General features: G+C 64.7%; 17 protein-coding genes. 7 read left to right on the top strand and 10 right to left on the bottom strand.

From position 1 onward, the window contains the following. Nucleotides 1–202 precede the first annotated feature (202 nt). The 10 genes from ACCO56_RS20470 to ACCO56_RS20425 all read right to left on the bottom strand — a co-directional run bounded on the left by ACCO56_RS20470 (nucleotide 203) and on the right by ACCO56_RS20425 (nucleotide 11,273). Nucleotides 203–967: an SDR family NAD(P)-dependent oxidoreductase gene (locus tag ACCO56_RS20470; protein WP_433642691.1), complete on the bottom strand. Its 765-nt coding sequence runs from the start codon at nucleotides 965–967 to the stop codon at nucleotides 203–205. Nucleotides 968–979: 12 nt separating this feature from the next. After that, on the bottom strand, nucleotides 980–1,477 hold the full coding sequence (locus tag ACCO56_RS20465) for a 2,4'-dihydroxyacetophenone dioxygenase family protein (protein WP_433642690.1): 498 nt from the start codon (nucleotides 1,475–1,477) through the stop codon (nucleotides 980–982). An 11-nt stretch (nucleotides 1,478–1,488) separates the two neighbouring features. Continuing rightward, nucleotides 1,489–3,009, bottom strand: coding sequence for a tripartite tricarboxylate transporter permease (locus ACCO56_RS20460; protein ID WP_433642689.1), 1,521 nt, complete (start codon nucleotides 3,007–3,009; stop codon nucleotides 1,489–1,491). Further along, a complete protein-coding gene (locus ACCO56_RS20455) occupies nucleotides 3,006–3,476 on the bottom strand; it encodes a tripartite tricarboxylate transporter TctB family protein (protein WP_433642688.1) in 471 nt (156 codons plus the stop codon). Before ACCO56_RS20455 ends, ACCO56_RS20460 begins: the two co-directional genes overlap by 4 nt. A gap of 9 nt (nucleotides 3,477–3,485) precedes the next feature. Next, nucleotides 3,486–4,454, bottom strand: a complete 969-nt coding sequence (locus tag ACCO56_RS20450; RefSeq protein WP_433642687.1) for a tripartite tricarboxylate transporter substrate binding protein — start codon at nucleotides 4,452–4,454, stop codon at nucleotides 3,486–3,488. Between the two features lie 20 nt (nucleotides 4,455–4,474). Next, on the bottom strand, nucleotides 4,475–5,197 hold the full coding sequence (locus ACCO56_RS20445) for a FadR/GntR family transcriptional regulator (RefSeq protein WP_433642686.1): 723 nt from the start codon (nucleotides 5,195–5,197) through the stop codon (nucleotides 4,475–4,477). Further along, nucleotides 5,194–6,303 (bottom strand): glycerol dehydrogenase, encoded by a 1,110-nt coding sequence (locus ACCO56_RS20440; RefSeq protein WP_433642685.1) that lies wholly within the window; start codon nucleotides 6,301–6,303, stop codon nucleotides 5,194–5,196. The genes ACCO56_RS20445 and ACCO56_RS20440 overlap by 4 nt, the downstream gene beginning before the upstream one ends. Nucleotides 6,304–6,311: 8 nt before the next feature. Continuing rightward, on the bottom strand, nucleotides 6,312–7,010 hold the full coding sequence (locus tag ACCO56_RS20435) for an RraA family protein (RefSeq protein WP_433642684.1): 699 nt from the start codon (nucleotides 7,008–7,010) through the stop codon (nucleotides 6,312–6,314). A 501-nt stretch (nucleotides 7,011–7,511) separates the two neighbouring features. Next, nucleotides 7,512–9,773 carry an arylsulfatase gene (locus ACCO56_RS20430; RefSeq protein ID WP_433642683.1) on the bottom strand — a complete coding sequence of 754 codons (2,262 nt, stop codon included), beginning with the start codon at nucleotides 9,771–9,773 and terminating at the stop codon, nucleotides 7,512–7,514. 549 nt (nucleotides 9,774–10,322) lie between these two features. Beyond that, the gene (locus ACCO56_RS20425; protein ID WP_433642682.1) at nucleotides 10,323–11,273 is read right to left on the bottom strand and encodes a LysR family transcriptional regulator; all 951 of its coding nucleotides are present in this window, start codon (nucleotides 11,271–11,273) and stop codon (nucleotides 10,323–10,325) included. A gap of 84 nt (nucleotides 11,274–11,357) precedes the next feature. On the opposite strand from ACCO56_RS20425, the gene ACCO56_RS20420 reads away from it, so the two are divergent. The 7 genes from ACCO56_RS20420 (at nucleotide 11,358) to ACCO56_RS20390 (ending at nucleotide 18,154) form a co-directional block, all read left to right on the top strand. Next, nucleotides 11,358–12,209, top strand: coding sequence for a dioxygenase (locus ACCO56_RS20420; RefSeq protein ID WP_433642681.1), 852 nt, complete (start codon nucleotides 11,358–11,360; stop codon nucleotides 12,207–12,209). Then, nucleotides 12,206–13,267 carry a maleylacetate reductase gene (locus ACCO56_RS20415; RefSeq protein ID WP_433642680.1) on the top strand — a complete coding sequence of 354 codons (1,062 nt, stop codon included), beginning with the start codon at nucleotides 12,206–12,208 and terminating at the stop codon, nucleotides 13,265–13,267. Before ACCO56_RS20420 ends, ACCO56_RS20415 begins: the two co-directional genes overlap by 4 nt. 20 nt (nucleotides 13,268–13,287) lie before the next feature. Continuing rightward, nucleotides 13,288–14,565, top strand: coding sequence for an ABC transporter substrate-binding protein (locus ACCO56_RS20410; protein ID WP_433642679.1), 1,278 nt, complete (start codon nucleotides 13,288–13,290; stop codon nucleotides 14,563–14,565). Further along, nucleotides 14,562–15,284 (top strand): ABC transporter ATP-binding protein, encoded by a 723-nt coding sequence (locus tag ACCO56_RS20405; RefSeq protein ID WP_433642678.1) that lies wholly within the window; start codon nucleotides 14,562–14,564, stop codon nucleotides 15,282–15,284. Before ACCO56_RS20410 ends, ACCO56_RS20405 begins: the two co-directional genes overlap by 4 nt. Before the next feature lie 223 nt (nucleotides 15,285–15,507). Beyond that, complete coding sequence (locus ACCO56_RS20400; protein ID WP_433642677.1) at nucleotides 15,508–16,218, top strand: ABC transporter ATP-binding protein; 711 nt, start codon at nucleotides 15,508–15,510, stop codon at nucleotides 16,216–16,218. Next, entirely contained in the window at nucleotides 16,215–17,078 is an 864-nt protein-coding gene (locus ACCO56_RS20395) for a branched-chain amino acid ABC transporter permease (RefSeq protein ID WP_433642676.1), read from the top strand. The genes ACCO56_RS20400 and ACCO56_RS20395 overlap by 4 nt, the downstream gene beginning before the upstream one ends. Next, nucleotides 17,078–18,154 carry a branched-chain amino acid ABC transporter permease gene (locus ACCO56_RS20390; RefSeq protein WP_433642675.1) on the top strand — a complete coding sequence of 359 codons (1,077 nt, stop codon included), beginning with the start codon at nucleotides 17,078–17,080 and terminating at the stop codon, nucleotides 18,152–18,154. Before ACCO56_RS20395 ends, ACCO56_RS20390 begins: the two co-directional genes overlap by 1 nt. Nucleotides 18,155–18,262 lie beyond the last annotated feature (108 nt).

Genomic DNA, 18,262 nt, shown 5'->3' with positions numbered 1-18,262 from the left:
CGTCGGATGATGGCTGAACCTGCGTCGGATGGGCGAAGGCGCGGCGCTCGTTTCGGGCGGCCACAATGCTTTCAGGTGCTGAGTCGCCTTGTTGGTTCTAAAGCACGTCGCGCAAATTGAGATATTCGCACGACATGCTTTAAGCTTTTGTTTTCTTGCATGTCGTTTGCCCAAACCGCCGCACATTTTTGGGCGACATGCATTAGACGGCCAGATAGCCGCCGTCGATGGGGAGGATCGTGCCGGTCACGTAGGCGGCCAGTGGGGAGGCCAGATAGAGGACGCCGCCGACCATGTCTTCCGGCGTGCCCCAGCGCTTCAGAGCGGTTCGGCTCTCTATCGCCGTTCTGCGTGCGGGATCTTCCTGGATCTCCGCCGTCAGCGCGGTGGCGATCCAGCCCGGGGCGATGGCGTTCACCCGGATTCCATCGGCCGCGTAGGCGATCGCCAGCGATTTGGTGAGTTGGGCAACGCCTCCCTTGCTGGCCGAATAGCCGGGGACGAGGCCGCCGCCGAAATAGGAGAGCATGGATGCCGTGTTGACGATGGAACCTCGGGTTTTTGCCAGCAGCGGCCGGGCCGCGGAGCAGGCGCGCATCGTTCCGTTGAGATTGACGTCGACGACCGTCTCGAACATTTCTGGCTCGAGTTCGGCATGCCTGCGGATCATGCCGGCGCAATTGACGAGGACGTCCAGCCGGTCGAGGCCCTCGAAGAGCTTGCGCACCGCGCCGCCGTCGCGCACGTCGAGCCTCTCCAGGCGTGCGCCCTTCAGCCCGGCATCGGCCGACGCCATTTCGAGGTCGGCATCGCCCAGTCCGGTGCAGATCACGTTTGCTCCGCCGGCGACGAAGGTCCGCGCGATCGCGGCTCCGATGCCGGAGGTGCCACCGGTCACGCACACAGCCTTTCCCTTGGCCCAGGCCGCCGCCCAGGAGGCGGCGACGGAATTCGATTCCGTGTTCATGCGGGGTGCCGATCAGCGGACGAATTGATCGACATAGTCGCGACCGAGCCCGACCTTTTCGTAGTGGGCCCTGCACATGTCGATCTTGGTGAAGACGTCCTCGAAGCCGACATGCTTGTTGTCGGCGTCCAGGTAGACCATGCAGCCGGTGATGTTGAAGAAGGTGATCATCTCGGGGACATCTTCCGGCACGGTCAGCGTATGGATCTCGCCCGGAGGCTCCATCACATAGGAGCCCGCGGTCGCCACCCAGTCGTGCTCGAGATAGTGCCACTTGCCCTTGATGACGTAGCCGTGGACCGGGTTCGGATGCAGGTGGCGGGAAAGAATGCCGGATTTGCGCACCCTGAGCAGGTTGCACCATTGCCCGGCCAGCGTGTTGAGCATTAGCGGGCGGAACCAGACGTCCGGCGCCTGCGGCACCCAGACCCGCTCATCCTCCGGCACGGCCGTCGCCACGATCTCGCTCGGCGCCAGCCGGTGCGTCGAGTTCTTCATGTCGCTATACATGACAAGCTTCCTTACTGACCTTTATTCGAACTGAGACTGCTCGCGCCTGAACCGGCCATGCGGCGCCAGGCGGAACGGAAAAGCGGAAACAGCCAGACCACGATGGTCAGAACTCCGAGCACGCCCGACAGCGGCCTGTCGAAGAAGGCGAGCCAGTCCCCATTGGCCTTCAACGCGCTGTTCATGAAGTTCTCCTCGACGACGCGGCCGAGCACGAGACCGAGGATCATCGGCGCGCAGGGATAGTCGTTGGCCTCCATGAACCAGACGAGCAGGCCGATGACGAGCAGGTACCAGAGGTCGAACATGGAGTTGGTCGTCGCGAAGGCTCCGAGCAGGCAGAGAACCAGGATGATCGGATAGAGCAGACCGGGATCGACCATCAGGATGCGGCGGGCAAGAAAGATCGCGGCGATGCCCAGCGGGATCATGATCAGGTTGGAGAGGATGAAGATCACATAGAGCGCATTGATCAGGTCCGGCGAGGTGGTGAAGACGAGCGGGCCCGGCTGGATGCCCTTGAGGATCAGCACGCCGATGACGATCGCGGTGATGGAGTCGCCGGGCACGCCGAACACCAGCGTCGGCACGTATGACCCGCTGACGGCCGCGTTGTTGGAAGCGCCGGCTTCGGCGACGCCCTCGAGATGACCCTTGCCGAATTTTTCCGGCGTCTTCGAAAAACGCTTGGCGATGGCATAGGAAATCCATGCCGCGATATCCGCTCCGGCGCCGGGGAGAGCGCCCACGGCGGTTCCGGTCGCGCTGCCGCGAATGACGTTCCAGCGATGCCGCCACAGAATGGAGCCCTGTCCCCTAAGGAACGAGCCCTTCACAGGCGGGGGGATCGGGTTCTCTTCGCCCAGCTCGGTCGTCTTGCGGTAGAGCTCGGCAATGGCGAAGGCGCCGATCATGACCGCGATCAGCGGCACTCCGCCCTGCAGGTCGACGATGCCGAAGGTGAATCGTTGTTGGCCGGTCACCACATCCAGCCCGACTATCGCCAGCAGCAGGCCCAGCGCCAGCGAGATCATGCCCTTGAGCTGGCTTCCGTTGGAGACGAGCGTCGCGCAGGAAAGCCCGAGAAGGGCCAGCCAGAAATATTCGTAGCTCGAGAAGTTGAGGGCGAAGTCGGCAAGCTGTGGCGCGGCGAACATGAGTACCAGCGTGCCGGCAATGCCGCCGATCGCCGAGGTCGTCAGCGTCGTGCCGAGCGCGATGTCCAGCTTGCCCTGCCGATTGAGGAAGTATGTGTCGTCCACATAGGCCGCCGACGACGGTGTGCCGGGAATGCGAAGCATCGCGCCGGGAATGTCGCCGGCAAAAATTGCCATGGCCGAGCAGGTGATGATGGTGCCGAGAGCGGCGATCGGCGACATGAAGAAGGTGATGGGCACGAGAAGCGCCACCGCCATGGTGGCGGACAGGCCGGGCGTCGCCCCGACGAACAGCCCGAACGCCGATGCGGCGACGATGATGCCGAGTATATCCGGTGACAGGACGACCGGGATCGCCTCCAGAAAACCGCTCATGGCAGGAACCTTTCGATTACGCCTGCGGGCAGAGGCACGCCGAGCCCCTGGACGAAAAACACGGTCAGGATGACGGAACAAATGAGGGCTGCGATCAGCGACCGCAAAACACCCTGCTTCCAGATGAGCATCATCCCGAACATGATGAGCGCGGATGCCGCGGCCGTGCCCAGCCGCGGCGCCAGCAGCGGGAAGAGCGCAATGCTGGCCGGAACGGCAACCATGCCACAGACCTTGCGGGGGTCGGCCATCCAGCTTTCAAAAGTGGCGACAGGCCATGCCGCGCCCGCGAGAACCGACCGGGCGGCGACCGCGAGCCCCCCGGCCAGGAGGAAGCCGCCGACGATGGTCGGGAAGAGGCCGGCGGAGATGGCGCCGCCGATGGAAGCGAAACCCTGCGCGGTCACGACGACATAGAGGCCGAGGAGCGCGAAGGCGCCCCCCGATACGATATCGGAAATCCGCATCCGCCCCTCCTAGTCGCGGACGCGCAGTTTGAGGGCCCCCATGATCTCACCGACCGAGGCCTGGCGCTCGGCCAGGAAGCGGGTGACGCCCTCGGCATCCTCGAAGCGCATGCCATAGCCCTGGGCGTCCATGAACTTCTTGAATTCCTCGCTCTCGTAGACGGCTTTCGACGCTTCGGAGAGCTTGGCGACGACATCCTGGGGCAGGCCGGCAGGTCCCACCACGGCACGCCAGGTGCCGTTGGCATAGTCGACGCCGACGGCTTCCTTGGCGGTGGGAACGTCGGGGAAAGCGGGGTTCCGCTCTTCCGACAGCACGGCAACCGCCTTCGACCGTCCCGCCTCCATCATCGTGCGCCCTTCCGGCAGGGAGGACGGGATGATGTCGACACCGCCGGCGGCGAGCTCCTGGAAGCCGGGGGCCGCGCCCTGGGATGGAATGACGGTGACCTTGAGCGGGTCGACGTCCTGCTTCTGCAGAAGCTCGGCGAAAGCGAGGTGGTAGGCCGCCCCCGGCCCCATGCCGGACAGCTTGTAGGTTCCGGCCGGCGCCTTGCGGATGGCTTCGACGACGTCCTTGAGATTCTGCCAGTCGCTGCTGGCCGAGATGTGGACGGCACCCGGATCGAGATTGATGAGGGCGACGCCGGTATAGTTCTTGTTGGTGAGCTCGGACTGGCCGTTCCAATAATAGGAGACCAGTTCGGCGGTGCCGAGACCGATCGTGTAACCGTCGGGCGAAGCCTGCGATATGGCGGTATGCCCGATGACGCCGGCCCCGCCGGGGCGGTTTACCACGGAGACGTTGACGCCGAGCTCCTTCTCCAGCCCGGCGGCGAAGGCGCGGGCGATGGCATCCGTGCCGCCGCCGGCGTTCCACGGAACGAGGAACTGTATGGGGCGCTCGGGATAGTCGGCCCTGGCGACGGTGGTTGCGGCGAGTATGGCGATGAGTGCAGTCAGGCTTTTCAAGGACACGGTATTCCTCCCCGTCAGGTTTACTTGGAGTAGAGTTGGTTCTTCTGCATGTTCTCCCGCGTGAAGCCGATGACGCGCATCATGGCGAAGGAGGCTTCGGAGGGGCGCCGGGCGGCGATGCCGTTGAGGACGTCCCCGTGGCGGGAGAGGTTGCTCCGGAAATTGTCGATATGGTTCACGGCGCTGTCGAACAGCACGCCGAGGATCGAATCGATCGCGGTGTCGAAGGCCCTGAGAACAGGGTTCTGGGTTGCCAGCAGAACCGCCAGGTGGAAGTCCCTGTCGGCCGACACGGCATCGATAACGCTCTCGGTTCGGGCGGCCTCGACCATGCGCTCGTAGGCTTCGCGGATCCGTTCCACATCGGCTTCGGTCGCGCGTTCGGCGGCGAGAGCGGCGGCGGCAGGCTCGATGATGGCCCGCACCTCGTCGATCGCCCAGAACAGGTTGGTATCGGTGGCGGCCTCCTTCATCCATGTCAGGACGTCGCGGTCGAGGATGCTCCAGCTTTCCCTGGGCGTGACGATGGTGCCGATGCGCGGGCCGACCTTCACCAGCCCCTTGGCGGCAAGCGTCTTGACGGCCTCACGGATGACGGACCGGCTCGCGGAAAAGCGCTTCTCCAGCTCGCCCTCGGGCGGCAGCTTCTCGCCATTGGCATAGCGCCCGCTGACGATCTCCTGCCCGAGCGAGGCCAGCACAAACCCGATCTTGCCTCTGGATCCGGCGACTGCCTCTCTCATGCGGAAACACCTTCTTCATCAACAATCATCTGATGTTTAACATCATATGATTGCGCTGCATTTTCCTGCTGCCGCATCGAGTCGATCAGAATCTCCGCGGTCAGCGGAAAATCCACGTTGCCGGCATGCGGCGCGGCAAGCGCCTGCTCGGCGATCAGACGCAGGGTTCCGTCGTCGGGATCTTGCAATCCCATCTCCGAGAGGGAGCAGGGCAGGCCGACCGCTCGATGGAACTGCACCATGGGCTCCAGCGCATCGCCCGCCAGCCGCATCTCGATGAGCAATGCGTAGGCGACCTGCAGGCCGTGCGGCACGCCGGCGATGGCGGGAACCGACGACAGTCCGCGTGTCATAGAATGGACGATCGAGAGCCCGCCGCTTTCGAAGGCAATGCCGCTCCACAGGATGGCGGCTTCGATGACCGCCTCGAGCTCCGGCGTGACCGCGCCCCGCCTGTTGTCGTCCAGCGCCTGGCGAGCGTGGCGGAACAGCAGGTCGCGGCTGCCATCGGCCAGGAGCGACGGCATGATTGGCGGCTCTCCACCGACGACATTCGGCCCGCCGGACCGCCGGCACAACGCCACTTCATGGAACTTGACGAGAGCGTCTCCGATCCCGGCAAGCAACAGGCTTGCGGGTGCCCCGGCGATGACCTCGCTGTCGACCAGCACGAGCGCCGGCGAGGCGGCCATGCGGCCGACGCGGGTAAGCCGATGCTGCTCGTCATAGACCACATAGACCTGGCTGGTCGGTGCATCGTTGGACGCCGCCGAGGGAACCGAGATCATGGGGGTGCCCCTTGCATGGGCAGCACCCTTTGCGGCGTCGATGCACTTGCCGCCGCCGACGCCGCACACGGCCTCGAAGCCGGTCGCCAGACCGGCAAGACGGGAGATTTCGGCGTCGGTCGTTTCGCCGGAAAAGGTGACGAATTGGATGTTTAGCTCCGCGGCGCGCGCACTCGCCGCGATCCGCTCCGCAAGATGGCGCACGCCGGGATCGACGACGACCAGCGCCGATTTGGCGACGGCGCGTATTTCCGCGCCGGCGCGGTCAAGGGCGCCGGGCCCCTGGACGTAACGTGGCGGTGAGACGTAGATCTTCACCGGCACGCTCAAAGGATGCCGAAGGTGCGATAGGCCTCCGCCGCGCCCATCCCGTCCTGGATGGCCTTCTCGACGACTTTTTCGCCACGGACCTTTTCGAGCGCGCGGGTCAGAACCTCGGCCAGGGCCTGGGAGGGAACGACAAGCACGCCGTCCACATCGCCGAAAATCAGGTCGCCGGGCTCGACGCGGGCGCGGCCGAGATGGACCGGGGTCCGCCAGTCCACGACCTTGCCGCGAATGCCCTGGTCCTGGGCGTAGGGGCCGTGCCCGAAGACCGGAAAGCCTTGCGCCAGAATGCCCCTGGTGTCGCGCGTGTATCCGTCGAGAACCGCGCCCACGGCCTTGAGCTGGCGTGCCCGCAGCGTCATCAACTCGCCCCACAGCGCATATTCGCCGCCGCTGCCGCTGGCGACATAAACTTCCCCCTCGCGAAGGTCGTCCAGCGCCTCCATCATCATGCCGAAAGGCTTGCCCGCGAGTGGCCCCTTGCCCGCGCCTTCCGACGCCGCAATGTAGTCCGCCTCCAGCACCGGCATGGCCCGTCCGACGACAACCATGTCGTCGCGCAGCGGTCTTACCCTCGGCGGCAGGAACTGGTTGGTGAGGCCCATCTGGTCCATGACGTCGCCCACCACCGCGGTGAAAAGCTCGGCCTTCACCAGCGCGAAAAGATCGCGATCGTCCATTTGGGGATGAATTGACATGCAGCTTGCCTCCCAGTGCATTTCGACCGGCACTCCCGCGCCGGGAGGGCTCCTATACGAGCAATGATCTGATGATTCAAGCCGATTTGGACGATTTTGTGGACGATAGCAAACCGCTATCTCGAGATTCATAAGATGGAGCTGCGTCCCACCATCACAAGGCACAAGGTTGTGTCACGATCCGTGGCCCCGAAAAATACCGGAACCGGGGCTTCGAGAGCCAGACGGCTGTCGAGGACGGCCGCTTGAATCACGTTGGAAAGGCGGAGTTCAATGTTTCTCCGGCGACGGACATCGACCGCAAAGTCATCCCGGGGAGTCCTCTCCAGATATTCGTTCGTGTTCTGATGGTGGACCCAAGCGGACAGGTAACTGCACGTTCGATCTCCTGTCGAAACAGAAGGATTGCGGACGAGCGTTGTTCCCCGCATATGCAAAGTTGCCAGGTCGAGCAACGGCAAGAGCGGTCCGAAGGCCGCTCAGGCGTCGCGCGATTGACGTCTATCTTAGTGCGATAGTAACGCTCGCTATCGACCCGGAGAACCGGAACGGCAGCTGATAGGTGAAGTCGACCGCCGAGCCGACGTCCATGCCGACGTCCAGTCCCTCTCCGAGCGACATCTGGATCGGGATAGTCTTCAAAATCTGGCCCTTCGCCACTTCGGCGCCGTTGACCTTGAGCGTCACCGTCGCCCCTTTGCCGACCTCGCCGGCGGCGCCATGATAATCGAAGTCGACTTCAAGCTTCACTTTACCCGTTGGCAGCGGATTGGCGCCCGCGATCGTTGGCCGGTCGAGCGCCAGGTAGTTGTAGACGAAGGTAGGCTTGCCGTCGCGCACATAAAGCCCATAACCGCCCACCAGTCCGCCCTGCGTCACGATCATACCGTCCGCGCTGCCTTCGGGCACTTCGATGTTCGCGGTTATCGTCCAGGACTTGTTGAGGACGCGCGGGGACGCATCGGCCGCCAGGCCAACCTGACCGGGATAATAGGTGAAGCTGGTTGCGTTGCCTGACAGGACCGGTCGACCCATCGCCTCGGCATTCAGCCGCTCCACCGCGCGGCCGTCGAGTGGGAGAACGTTGTTGCGTGCCGCCTCGGCCCACCAGAGATCCTGGAGTTGGCGAAGTTTCTCCGGGTTCTCCGCAGCCAAGTCGTGGGCCTGGGAGAAGTCCTTCTCAACGTTGTAAAGCTCCCATTTCTGCGTGTCGGGATCATATTGTTCACGGATCGAGATCCAGGGGGCGGAGGCCGGTGCCGACGCCATCCAGCCATCCTGATACATCCCGCGATTGCCGAGAAGCTCGAAGTACTGCTTGGTCCGGTGCTCCGGCGCATCGGCATTGAGCAGGCTGGCAGCGAAACTCGTGCCCTCGATCGGCTTCTGGGTCACGCCGTTCAGTTCTTCCGGCGGGGTGATGCCGATAATCTCGTAGAGCGTAGGCACGATGTCGATCGTGTGGGTGAACTGGTCCCGCACGCCGCCCGTGTCGGTGATCTTGCCAGGCCATGAAACAATCATCGGATTGCGGGTACCGCCGAAGTGGCTCGCCACCTGCTTGGTCCACTGAAACGGCGTGTCCATGGCGTGCGCCCAGGCGGACGGGAAGTGATTGAAGTGCTTCGGCCCGCCAAGCTCGTCGATGACCTTGATGTTCTCCTGCCAGGTCTCAGGGAACCCATTGAAAAACAGGTTCTCATTGGTCGATCCTTCGAGCCCGCCCTCTGCGCTCGAGCCATTGTCGCCAGCGATATAGATGAAGATGGTGTTGTCGGCGCCGGGCAGCGCTTTCACCGCCTCGATGATCCGTCCCATCTCATGGTCGACGTTGGCGCCGTACCCGGCAAAGACCTCCATCATCCGGGCATAGAGCCGCTTCTGGTCATCGTTGAGTGTGTCCCAGGCCGGCAGCCCCTTGGAGCGGACCGTTAGGTCGGTGTTCTCCGGCACCACCCCGAGCTCCTTCTGCCGCGCGAGCGTGTGTTCGCGGTAGGCATCCCAGCCCTCGCTGAATTTGCCCTCGAACGGCTTGATCCATTCCGCCGGCACCTGGTGCGGCGAGTGGGTCGCGCCCGGGGCGACATAGAGGAAGAACGGCCGTTCTGGCGCGATGGTCTTGACCTTGCGGGTCCAGGCAATGGCTTTGTCTGCGAAGTCGGTCGTCATGTAATAGTCGGGATCGTCCGATGCCGGCACGAGATTGCGATTTTCGTAAAGGACCGGGTTCCAATGGTTCATGTCGCCGGCGTTGAAGCCGTAGAAATAGTCGAAGCCGAGGCCGTTGGCCCAGCGATCGAAGGGGCCGGCCGCGCTGCCTTCCCAGGCCGGCGTGTTGTGGTTCTTGCCGATCCAGGCGGTCATGTAGCCGTTCTGGCGCAGCACCTCGCCGATCGTACCGGCGCTCTTCGGAATGATCGACGTGTAGCCGTCATACCCGGTCGCGGCTTCGCCGATGACGCCTGTCCCGGCAGAGTGATGATTGCGCCCAGTGATAAGCGCCGCGCGTGTCGGAGAACAGAGTGCCGTGGTGTGGAACCGGGTATAGCGCAGGCCTTCGGCAGCGAGCGCGTCCATGGTTGGCGACGTGATGCCGCCGCCGAAAGTTGAGAACTGGCCGTAGCCCGCGTCGTCAAGCAGGATCAGCACGACGTTAGGCGCGCCCTGCGGCGCCTGCACCGGCTGCGGGAACTGCGGCGCGTCTGAGTCCTCGATAGTACGACCGACGTTACCGGGGAAGTGGAAGTCGGGACGCGGCAGCACCGATGGAGTCGATGCCTCCGGCCAGTTTGAACCTTCCTGTGCCGTCGCTGGTGCGACGAGGCCGCTAATTGCCGCACACGTTGCAGCGGCGGCCAACAATTTCAGTTTGGTGCACCGCGTTTGCATGGGCGGCGCACATCTCTGAAACAATTTGAAAGGCATTCTCGTGAGCCTCCTCTGATGCTGGAGCCCCCCGCGCCGAGTTCACGATTCAGGAGCGGCAACTAAAGGGCGAATCTGCCCCTGGGTAAAGTTGGCTCTTGGTCCATGTCATTGACACAACTCGTCGCTGTACAGCCGCGACTAATCACTTGACTGCGATGGGTACATTGCCTGGCAACTTCTCAGTTGGCCCAAGGCCGGTTTTCAGTGCGGAGCGGTCGTTCCTTCAAAGCCTGGTCGTTCTCCTTGAAATACTAGTATGACAGTCGCTCCGTCCGCACTCCCCCGACATGCAGGTCGGCAGATCAACGCCCAAGGTTTGTCGGAAACGGTTGTCCTCGCTGACGAGCACAGGCCCCGCTAGGGCTCCGCCTCCCGCCAGCTTTCCTAAGCCCCCCACACGACCGCCTGCTCGTGACGCTTGATCAGATGTCTCAGCGTCTCGAAGCTCTTGCTTATATGCGCGGCGAAGGCGTCGACGGCGGGGGCGCGCAGACGGTCGGCGCGGCGGAGCAGGCCCAGCGCCCGTTCGGGATGCGGGATGTTGACCGGCAGCGCCGTGATCGTCTTTTCGTTGCGGAAGGCGAAGACGGCGCCGTGCGGCAGGACGGTTAGCGCATCGCTTGCCTTCATGTAGTTCATGGCGCTGGTCAGCGAACCGCCGGCGTAGCGGATCTTGATCTCGGTCGCGCCGAGCGACAGCACCAGGCTCTTGAGATCGGCAAGCAGCGGGCTTCCTGGAGGCGGCGCGATCCAGGGATAGTCGAGCAGCTCGGCTGGATCGAGCCTGCGCCGCATGAGAAGGGGATGAGTCGTGCGACAGGCGACCACGTTGCGGCCCGGCAGGATCTCCTGGAATTCCATGCCGGAGCCTTCCTCCAATATGTCGATGGGGCAGATGGCGAGATCGACGCGGTCGGCGTTCAGAGCGGCGCGCAGCTCCGGCAGATAGCCGTAGCTCTGGTCGACGCGTATGTCGGGGAACCGGTTCTGGAATTCGGCGATCATGCCGGAGATCAGGGAGTCCACGAAAAAGGGTGTGCCGGCGACCCGCACCAGCCCGGCCCGGCCGTGGCGGAAGCCATCGACGATCTCGGATGCCTTGCGCGAGGCGGTGAGCATCACCTGGCCATGATCGGCCAGCGCGCGGCCGAGCGGCGTCGGCTGAAGCGGTCTGCGCCCCTTGACGAAGAGAGGCTCGCCCACGCGCTTTTCCAGCATGGCGAGCGTGCGCGAGACGGCAGGCTGGGTAAGCCCGAGCAGCGCCGCGCCTTCCGTCACGCCTCCCGCCTGTACCACGGCGGCCAATTGAATGAGATGACGTTCGTCCAGCTTCATAGCGATCTGTTATATTAATCGATCCAGAAATCATCAACCGCTACGCAAACTCCGGGTAATGTCGGTGGCATGGGAGGAAGCGGGATGGCAGCGCCGTCGTTCAGCGAAAGCAATTCGGCAGAGATCGTCGCTGAGCGCCTGAGGAACGGCGCGGATGGCCGCTTGCCTCAGTTTCTCGTCGCCGCCGTGGAACATCTGCACCGCCTGGTGAAGGAGACGAAACCCTCCGCCGTCGACTGGCGCCAGGCGATCGAGTTCCTGACCGAGGTCGGTCACGCAAGTGATCATCGCCGACAGGAATGGGCGCTCCTTTCCGATCTGCTAGGCGTCACGGCGCTGGTCGAGGAGATCAATTCGAAACGGCCGAAAGGCGCCACGCCCAATACTGTGCGCGGCCCCTTCTACCGCGGCGACGCCCCGCGGCTGCCGCTCGGCGCGAGCATCTCGCTCGACGGGGTCGGCGAGCCACTGGAGGTGCGCGCCTGGGTGAGGGATCTCGACGGCCACCCGATCGCCGGCGCAACGATCGAAACCTGGCAGGCCAACGCCCAAGGCGTCTACGAGAACCAGCAACCGGACCTGCAGCCGGAGTTCAATCTGCGTGGCGTCTTCACGACGGGGGCGGATGGGGCGTTCCACTACCGCACAGTCAAGCCGTGCGGCTACGCCGTGCCCGGCGACGGCCCGGTCGGGCAGATGCTGGGCCGCATCGGCTATCCGCTGCGCCGTCCGGCCCATCTTCATTTCCTTATCCGGGCGGACGGTTTCGAAACCATCAGCACCCATATCTATGACGGCAGCGATCCGCATCTCGGCGAGGACGCTCTCTTCGGCGTCAAGCAGGAACTCGTCGGCGCGTTCGGATGGGACGGCAAACAGTGGTCGCTCGATTTCACCTTCGTGATGGTGCGCGCAAGAAAGGAGAGGGCGGCATGACGCTGGACTTCTCCTATCAAGGCAGCGCGTCCCGCATCGTCTTCGGCCGAGGCGCCAGCGCGCGCGCCGGCGAATGGGTCGAGGCCTCCGGCTGCCGGCGGGCGCTGATCTTGTCGACGCCTCAGCAAGCGGGAGACGCCGAAGCTCTGGCCGGGCGGCTCGGCGCGCTGGCCGTCGGGGTGTTTTCCGGCGCGGTCATGCACACGCCGGTCGAGGTTACCGAAGAGGCGCTGGTCCGCGCGAAGGAACTGGAGGCCGACTGCGTCGTCTCGCTCGGCGGCGGTTCGACGACCGGCCTCGGCAAGGCGATGGCCTATCGCACCGACATCGTCCAGATCGTCATCCCGACGACCTATGCGGGGTCGGAGGTGACGCCGATCCTCGGCCAGACGGAGGGCGGCGCCAAGACGACGCTGCGCAGCCCGAAGGTCCTGCCCGAGGTGGTCATCTATGATGCCGAGCTGACGCTCGGTCTGCCCGTCGGCATGAGCGTGAACAGCGGGCTCAATGCGATCGCCCATGCCGCCGAGGGCCTCTATGCGGTGGACAGGAACCCCATCGCCACGCTGATGGCGGCCGAGGGCATGCGCGCATTGAAGGAAGCGCTTCCCGGCATCGTGGCCCAGCCCGGCAATATCGAGGCACGGGAGAAGGCGCTCTACGGCGCGTGGCTCTGCGGCACGGTGCTCGGCCAGATCACCATGGCGCTGCATCACAAGATCTGCCACGTGCTCGGCGGCTCCTTCAACACGCCGCATGCCGAGACCCATGCGGTGATGCTGCCGCACACGATCGGCTTCAACGCAGCTGCGACGCCGGAGCTTCTGCAGCCGGTGGCCGACATTTTCGGCGGTTCGGCAGGCCAGGCTCTCTACGAATTCGCCGCGGCCATCGGCGCGCCGACGAGCCTGAAGGATTTCGGCCTCATCGAAGCCGATCTCGATCGCGCCGCTGAGATTGCCACGGCCAACCCCTATCCGAATCCGCGGCCGATCGACCGCGCCTCGATCCGCTTGCTCCTGCAGGAGGCCTGGGAGGGCTCGCGGCCCGAAATGTAGCTAACAATGGGAGGGAAGATATGATCACAAGACGCGAATTGCTGAAGCATGCCGCCGCGACTGGCGTGCTCGCCGGAACCTCCGGCCTCGCCATGCCCGCGATCGCCCAAGGCGCCGCCGTAAAGCTCGGCTATGTCAGTCCGCAGAGCGGACCGCTGGCCGCCTTCGCGGAGGCCGACAAATTCATCATCGACGGTTTCATGGCGGCCACGAAGGCCGCGGGCCTCAATTACGAGGTCGTCGTCAAGGACAGCCAGTCGAACCCCAACCGCGCCGCGGAAGTGGCCAAGGAACTGATCGTCAATGACGAAGTGAACCTCATGCTGGTCGCCTCGACTCCGGAGACGACCAATCCCGTCGCCACCACTTGCGAAGCCGAGGAGGTGCCCTGCATTTCCACGGTGGCGCCGTGGCAGCCCTGGTTCATCGGCCAGCAGGGCAATCCCGGCGATCCCGCCTCGTGGAAGCCGTTCAACAGCACCTTCCATTTCTTCTGGGGCCTCGAGGATGTCATCGCCGTCTTCACCAACATGTGGGCACAGATCGAGACCAACAAGAAGGTGGGCGGCCTCTTCCCCAATGACGGCGACGGCAATGCCTGGGGCGACAAGGTCGTCGGCTTCCCGCCGGTGCTGGAGAAGGCCGGATTCACGCTTACCGATCCCGGCCGCTACCAGAACCTAACCGACGATTTCTCCGCGCAGATCAATGCCTTCAAGTCGGCCGAGTGCGAGATCATCACCGGCGTCATGATACCGCCGGACTTCACCACCTTCTGGAACCAGGCCCAGCAGCAGGGCTTCAAGCCGAAGATCGCGTCGATCGGCAAGGCCATCCTCTTCCCGCAGGCGGTGGAGGCCTTGGGCAAGGCGGGCCACAATCTCTCCTCGGAAGTCTGGTGGTCGCCGAACCACCCCTTCAAGTCGTCGCTGACAGGGGAGAGCTCGGGACAACTCGCGGAAGGCTTCACCAAAGCGACCAACCGGCCCTGGACGCAGCCGATCGGCTTCGTGCATGCGCTGTTCGAGGTCGCGGCGGATGTGATGAAGCGAGCCGATCCCACGGATGCAGCGGCGGTGATCGAGGCGATCGCCGCGACCAAGCTCGACACCATCGTCGGCACGGTCGCCTGGGACGGCGCCAACCTGCCGCCCTTCGCCGCGAAGAACGTCGCCAAGACGCCGCTGGTCGGTGGTCAGTGGCGCCTGAAGGACGGCGGCGGCTACGACCTCGTCATCACCGACAACAAGACGGCTCCGAACATCCCGACCGGCGGCACGATGGAGCCGATCGCGTGAGCGCCATCCTCGCCCTCGACAACGTCTCGAAGAGTTTCGGCGCGCTGAAGGTCGCGCAGGCGGTGTCGTTCTCGCTGGAGAAGGGCGAGGCATTGGGCATCATCGGCCCGAACGGCGCCGGCAAGTCGACGCTGTTCAACCTGATCACCGGCAATATCGGCGTCGATGCGGGCAGCGTCGTGTTCGACGGCGCCGATGTCACCCGCCAGCCACCGATGGCGCGCTGCCTGGCGGGCATCGGGCGCACCTTCCAGATCCCGCAGCCCTTCGAGAAGCTCACCGTCTTCGAAAACCTGCTGGTGGCGGGCGCCTTCGGGTCCCGGAAGGCCGAGAGCGATGTCGCCGACAGGTGCGCGGAGATCCTCGTCGAAACAGGCCTCGCCCGCCGCGCCAATGAGCCGGCGGGAAGCCTGAGCCTCCTGCAGCGCAAGCGCCTGGAGCTCGCCCGCGCGCTCGCCACCGAACCGAAAGTGCTCCTGCTCGACGAGATCGCCGGCGGGCTGACGGAGGGGGAATGCGGCGAGCTCGTCGAGACGATCCGCACGATCCACCGGCGCGGCGCCTCGATCATCTGGGTCGAGCATGTGCTGCATGCGCTCAACGCCGTGGTGAGCCGGCTGCTCGTGCTCGATTTCGGCAAGGTGATCGGCATCGGCAAGCCGGAGGAGATCATGGCGTCGAAGGCGGTGCGGGAGATCTATCTGGGGATCGAGGTGTGATGCTGGCCATCATTCGAGACCCGACGACCCCTCATCCGGCCTCGCTTTGCGAGGCCACCTTCTCCCACAAGGGGAGAAGGGGGAGCTTGGCATCTCGGCTTCTGCCAATCGCCAGCGCTGGCGATTGGCTTCGGTGTAGCGGCCAGACTTCCCTTCTCCCCTTGTGGGAGAAGGTGGCCGCGAAGCGGTCGGATGAGGGGTCGTCCCGGAGCCTCGAAGTCTAATGCCGCTCCTCGAAACCAACGGGCTGACGGCCTTCTACGGCGACTTCCAGGCGCTGTTCGGCGTCGACACCCGGCTCGAAGCGGGTGAGACCGTTGCCATCATCGGCGCCAACGGGGCCGGCAAGTCGACGCTGATGCGTTCGATCTCGGGCGTGCTCGCCAATGAGCCGGGGCAGGTGCTGTTCGAGGGCTGCGCGATCGGCGCGCTGCCCGCGCCGGACGTGGTCGCGCTTGGCATCGCGATGGTGCCGGAGGGACGCAAGCTCTTCCCATCGCTTTCGGTGGAAGAGAATCTCCTGATCGGCCGCTACGGCCGTTCGGTCGAGGGCGCCTGGTCGCTCGATGCGATCTACGATTTGTTTCCGGTGCTCAGGGAGAGGCGCAACAATCCCGGCACGGCGCTGTCGGGCGGCCAACAGCAGATGGTGGCGATCGGGCGGGCGCTGATGTCGAACCCGCGCGTGCTGCTCTGCGACGAGATCAGCCTCGGCCTGGCGCCGGTCGTCATAAGGGACATCTACGCCGCGTTTCCCAGGATCAGAGCATCCGGCGCCTCGATCGTGATCGTCGAGCAGGATATCGGCCAGGCGCTGAAGGTCGCGGACAGGATCTATTGCATGATGGAAGGCCGCGTGACGCTCGCGGGCACGCCGGCCTCGATCAGCCGGCAGGATATCCATGCCGCCTATTTCGGAGCGAGCGCGCGATGAGCCTTATCGACACGATCGTCCAGGGCATCCTGCTCGGCGGGCTCTACGCGCTCTTCGCCGCGGGCCTGAGCCTCGTCTTCGGCATCATGCGGCTCGTCAATCTCGCCCATGGCGACCTGATCGTCCTGGCGGCCTTCCTGGTGCTGGTGCTGGTCTCGGCGCTGGGGCTCGACCCGTTCGTCGCCGTCCTCGTGGCCGCGCCGATCATGTTCGCCCTTGGCTGGGCGCTGCAATATGTTGTGCTGAATCGCACTCTGGGCACCGACATCCTGCCGCCGCTTCTCGTCACCTTCGGGCTGTCGATCGTCATCCAGAACGCGCTTCTCGAAACCTTCTCGGCCGACAGCCGACGGATCTCGGCGGGCGCGCTGGAAACGGCGTCGCTGCAGCTCGGGCCGGTTGCCGTCGGCACAATGCCGCTGCTCACCTTCGTCTCCGCGATCGCCGTCATCGTGGGGCTCAACCTTCTGTTCTACCGCACGGCGCTCGGCCGCGCCTTCCGCGCGACGTCGGACGATCGGGTCACGGCCGGACTGATGGGCATCCGTCCCGACCGCATCTTCGCTACCGCGACGGGGCTGGCGATGGTCGTGGTCACCATCGCGGCGCTCTATCTCGGCACCCGCGCCAATTTCGATCCGACCATCGGCCCGGCCCGGCTGATCTATGCCTTCGAGGCGGTCATCATCGGCGGCCTCGGCTCGTTCTGGGGAACGCTGGCCGGCGGCGTCATCATCGGGGTGGCGCAGACAGTCGGAGCGTCGATCGATCCGGAATGGCAAATCCTGGCCGGCCACGTCGCTTTCCTCCTCGTGCTGCTCGTCAGGCCGCGCGGGCTTTTTCCCCGGGCGGTGGACTGATGACCGTGCAAACGCTCCCCAACTGGAAGGTCGAGACCCGCACGCGCGCCTCGTCGGTCTTTCTGCTGATTGCGGCGGCGGCATTGCTCGTCGGCTTCGCCGCGCCGCTCTTCGTGTCACGTTCGATCCTCCAGGACCTCTTCTTCATCCTGACGATGCTCGTGCTGGCGCAGAGCTGGAATCTGCTCGCCGGCTATGCCGGGCTGGTCTCGGTCGGCCAGCAGGCCTTCGTCGGCTTCGGCGCCTACGCCATGTTCGCGGCAGTCATCCTGCTTGGCCTCGACCCAATCATAGGCATCCTTCTCGGCGGCGTGGCCGCGGCGCTTCTCGCCGTCCCAACGGGCTTCTTCGTGTTCCGCCTGCAGGGCGCCTATTTCGCTATCGGGACATGGGTGATCGCCGAGGTCGTCCGTTTGTCGCTCGCGCAATGGAAGGCGCTCGGCGGCGGCACGGGAACCTCGCTGCCCTCAGGTGCCGCGCGCGGCATGTGGGGCGTCCAGGGGGTCGGGGACCTGTTCGGCATGCGTTCCTCGCAAGCCGTCGACGTCGTCTGCTATTGGGTGGCGCTGCTGCTGGCCGTCGCAACGATCGGCTTCATCTACAGGCTGCTCCGCTCGCGGCAGGGGCTGGGCCTTGCAGCGATGCGCGACAACCAGGAGGCGGCGCGCGCGGTCGGCGTCGATCCGCGCTGGATGAAGTCGGTCGTTTATCTCGTGGCCGGCTTCATCACCGGGCTCGCCGGCGCGCTGATCTATGTCCAGAAGGCGCGCATCTCGCCCGACGCCGCCTTCTCCGTCACCGACTGGACAGCCTATGTGATCTTCATCGTCGTTATCGGCGGCATCGGCACGATCGAAGGGCCGATCGTCGGCGTGATCGTGTTCTACCTGCTGCAGAACCTGCTGGCCGATTACGGCTCCTGGTATCTGCTCATCCTCGGATTGATCGGCATCCTGGTCATGCTCTTCGCGCCGCGCGGGCTGTGGGGTCTCTTCGCCGATCGCACCGGGATCCAGCTCTTTCCCGTCCGGCGAATCCTGACCGGCGGGCCATCGACTGATGCCAACGGTCAATAAGATTGACCGTTGGAGCGCGCGACCGCGCGCCGCGCTTGTTAGCGCGAAAGCCAAGCGGCCCGGATGGGCCGCACCGGCGATTGAGGCGCCCTGGATGTGTGAACGTCC

Origin of the sequence: Mesorhizobium sp. 1B3 (assembly GCF_050958605.1) — a bacterium.
Classification (GTDB): domain Bacteria; phylum Pseudomonadota; class Alphaproteobacteria; order Rhizobiales; family Rhizobiaceae.
The sequence above is the reverse complement of the archived record's forward strand: the minus strand, read 5'-3'. Positions and strand labels throughout refer to the sequence as shown.

Excerpts from the sequence above, each read along its gene's own strand:
- ACCO56_RS20470 (WP_433642691.1), bottom strand. The coding sequence starts at position 967 with ATGAACACGGAATCGAATTCCGTCGCCGCCTCCTGGGCGGCGGCCTGG.
- ACCO56_RS20445 (WP_433642686.1), bottom strand. The coding sequence starts at position 5,197 with ATGAGAGAGGCAGTCGCCGGATCCAGAGGCAAGATCGGGTTTGTGCTG.
- ACCO56_RS20415 (WP_433642680.1), top strand. The coding sequence starts at position 12,206 with ATGACGCTGGACTTCTCCTATCAAGGCAGCGCGTCCCGCATCGTCTTC.
- ACCO56_RS20390 (WP_433642675.1), top strand. The coding sequence starts at position 17,078 with ATGACCGTGCAAACGCTCCCCAACTGGAAGGTCGAGACCCGCACGCGC.
- ACCO56_RS20435 (WP_433642684.1), bottom strand. The coding sequence starts at position 7,010 with ATGTCAATTCATCCCCAAATGGACGATCGCGATCTTTTCGCGCTGGTG.
- ACCO56_RS20410 (WP_433642679.1), top strand. The coding sequence starts at position 13,288 with ATGATCACAAGACGCGAATTGCTGAAGCATGCCGCCGCGACTGGCGTG.
- ACCO56_RS20465 (WP_433642690.1), bottom strand. The coding sequence starts at position 1,477 with ATGTATAGCGACATGAAGAACTCGACGCACCGGCTGGCGCCGAGCGAG.
- ACCO56_RS20460 (WP_433642689.1), bottom strand. The coding sequence starts at position 3,009 with ATGAGCGGTTTTCTGGAGGCGATCCCGGTCGTCCTGTCACCGGATATA.
- ACCO56_RS20420 (WP_433642681.1), top strand. The coding sequence starts at position 11,358 with ATGGCAGCGCCGTCGTTCAGCGAAAGCAATTCGGCAGAGATCGTCGCT.
- ACCO56_RS20455 (WP_433642688.1), bottom strand. The coding sequence starts at position 3,476 with ATGCGGATTTCCGATATCGTATCGGGGGGCGCCTTCGCGCTCCTCGGC.
- ACCO56_RS20425 (WP_433642682.1), bottom strand. The coding sequence starts at position 11,273 with ATGAAGCTGGACGAACGTCATCTCATTCAATTGGCCGCCGTGGTACAG.
- ACCO56_RS20395 (WP_433642676.1), top strand. The coding sequence starts at position 16,215 with ATGAGCCTTATCGACACGATCGTCCAGGGCATCCTGCTCGGCGGGCTC.
- ACCO56_RS20400 (WP_433642677.1), top strand. The coding sequence starts at position 15,508 with ATGCCGCTCCTCGAAACCAACGGGCTGACGGCCTTCTACGGCGACTTC.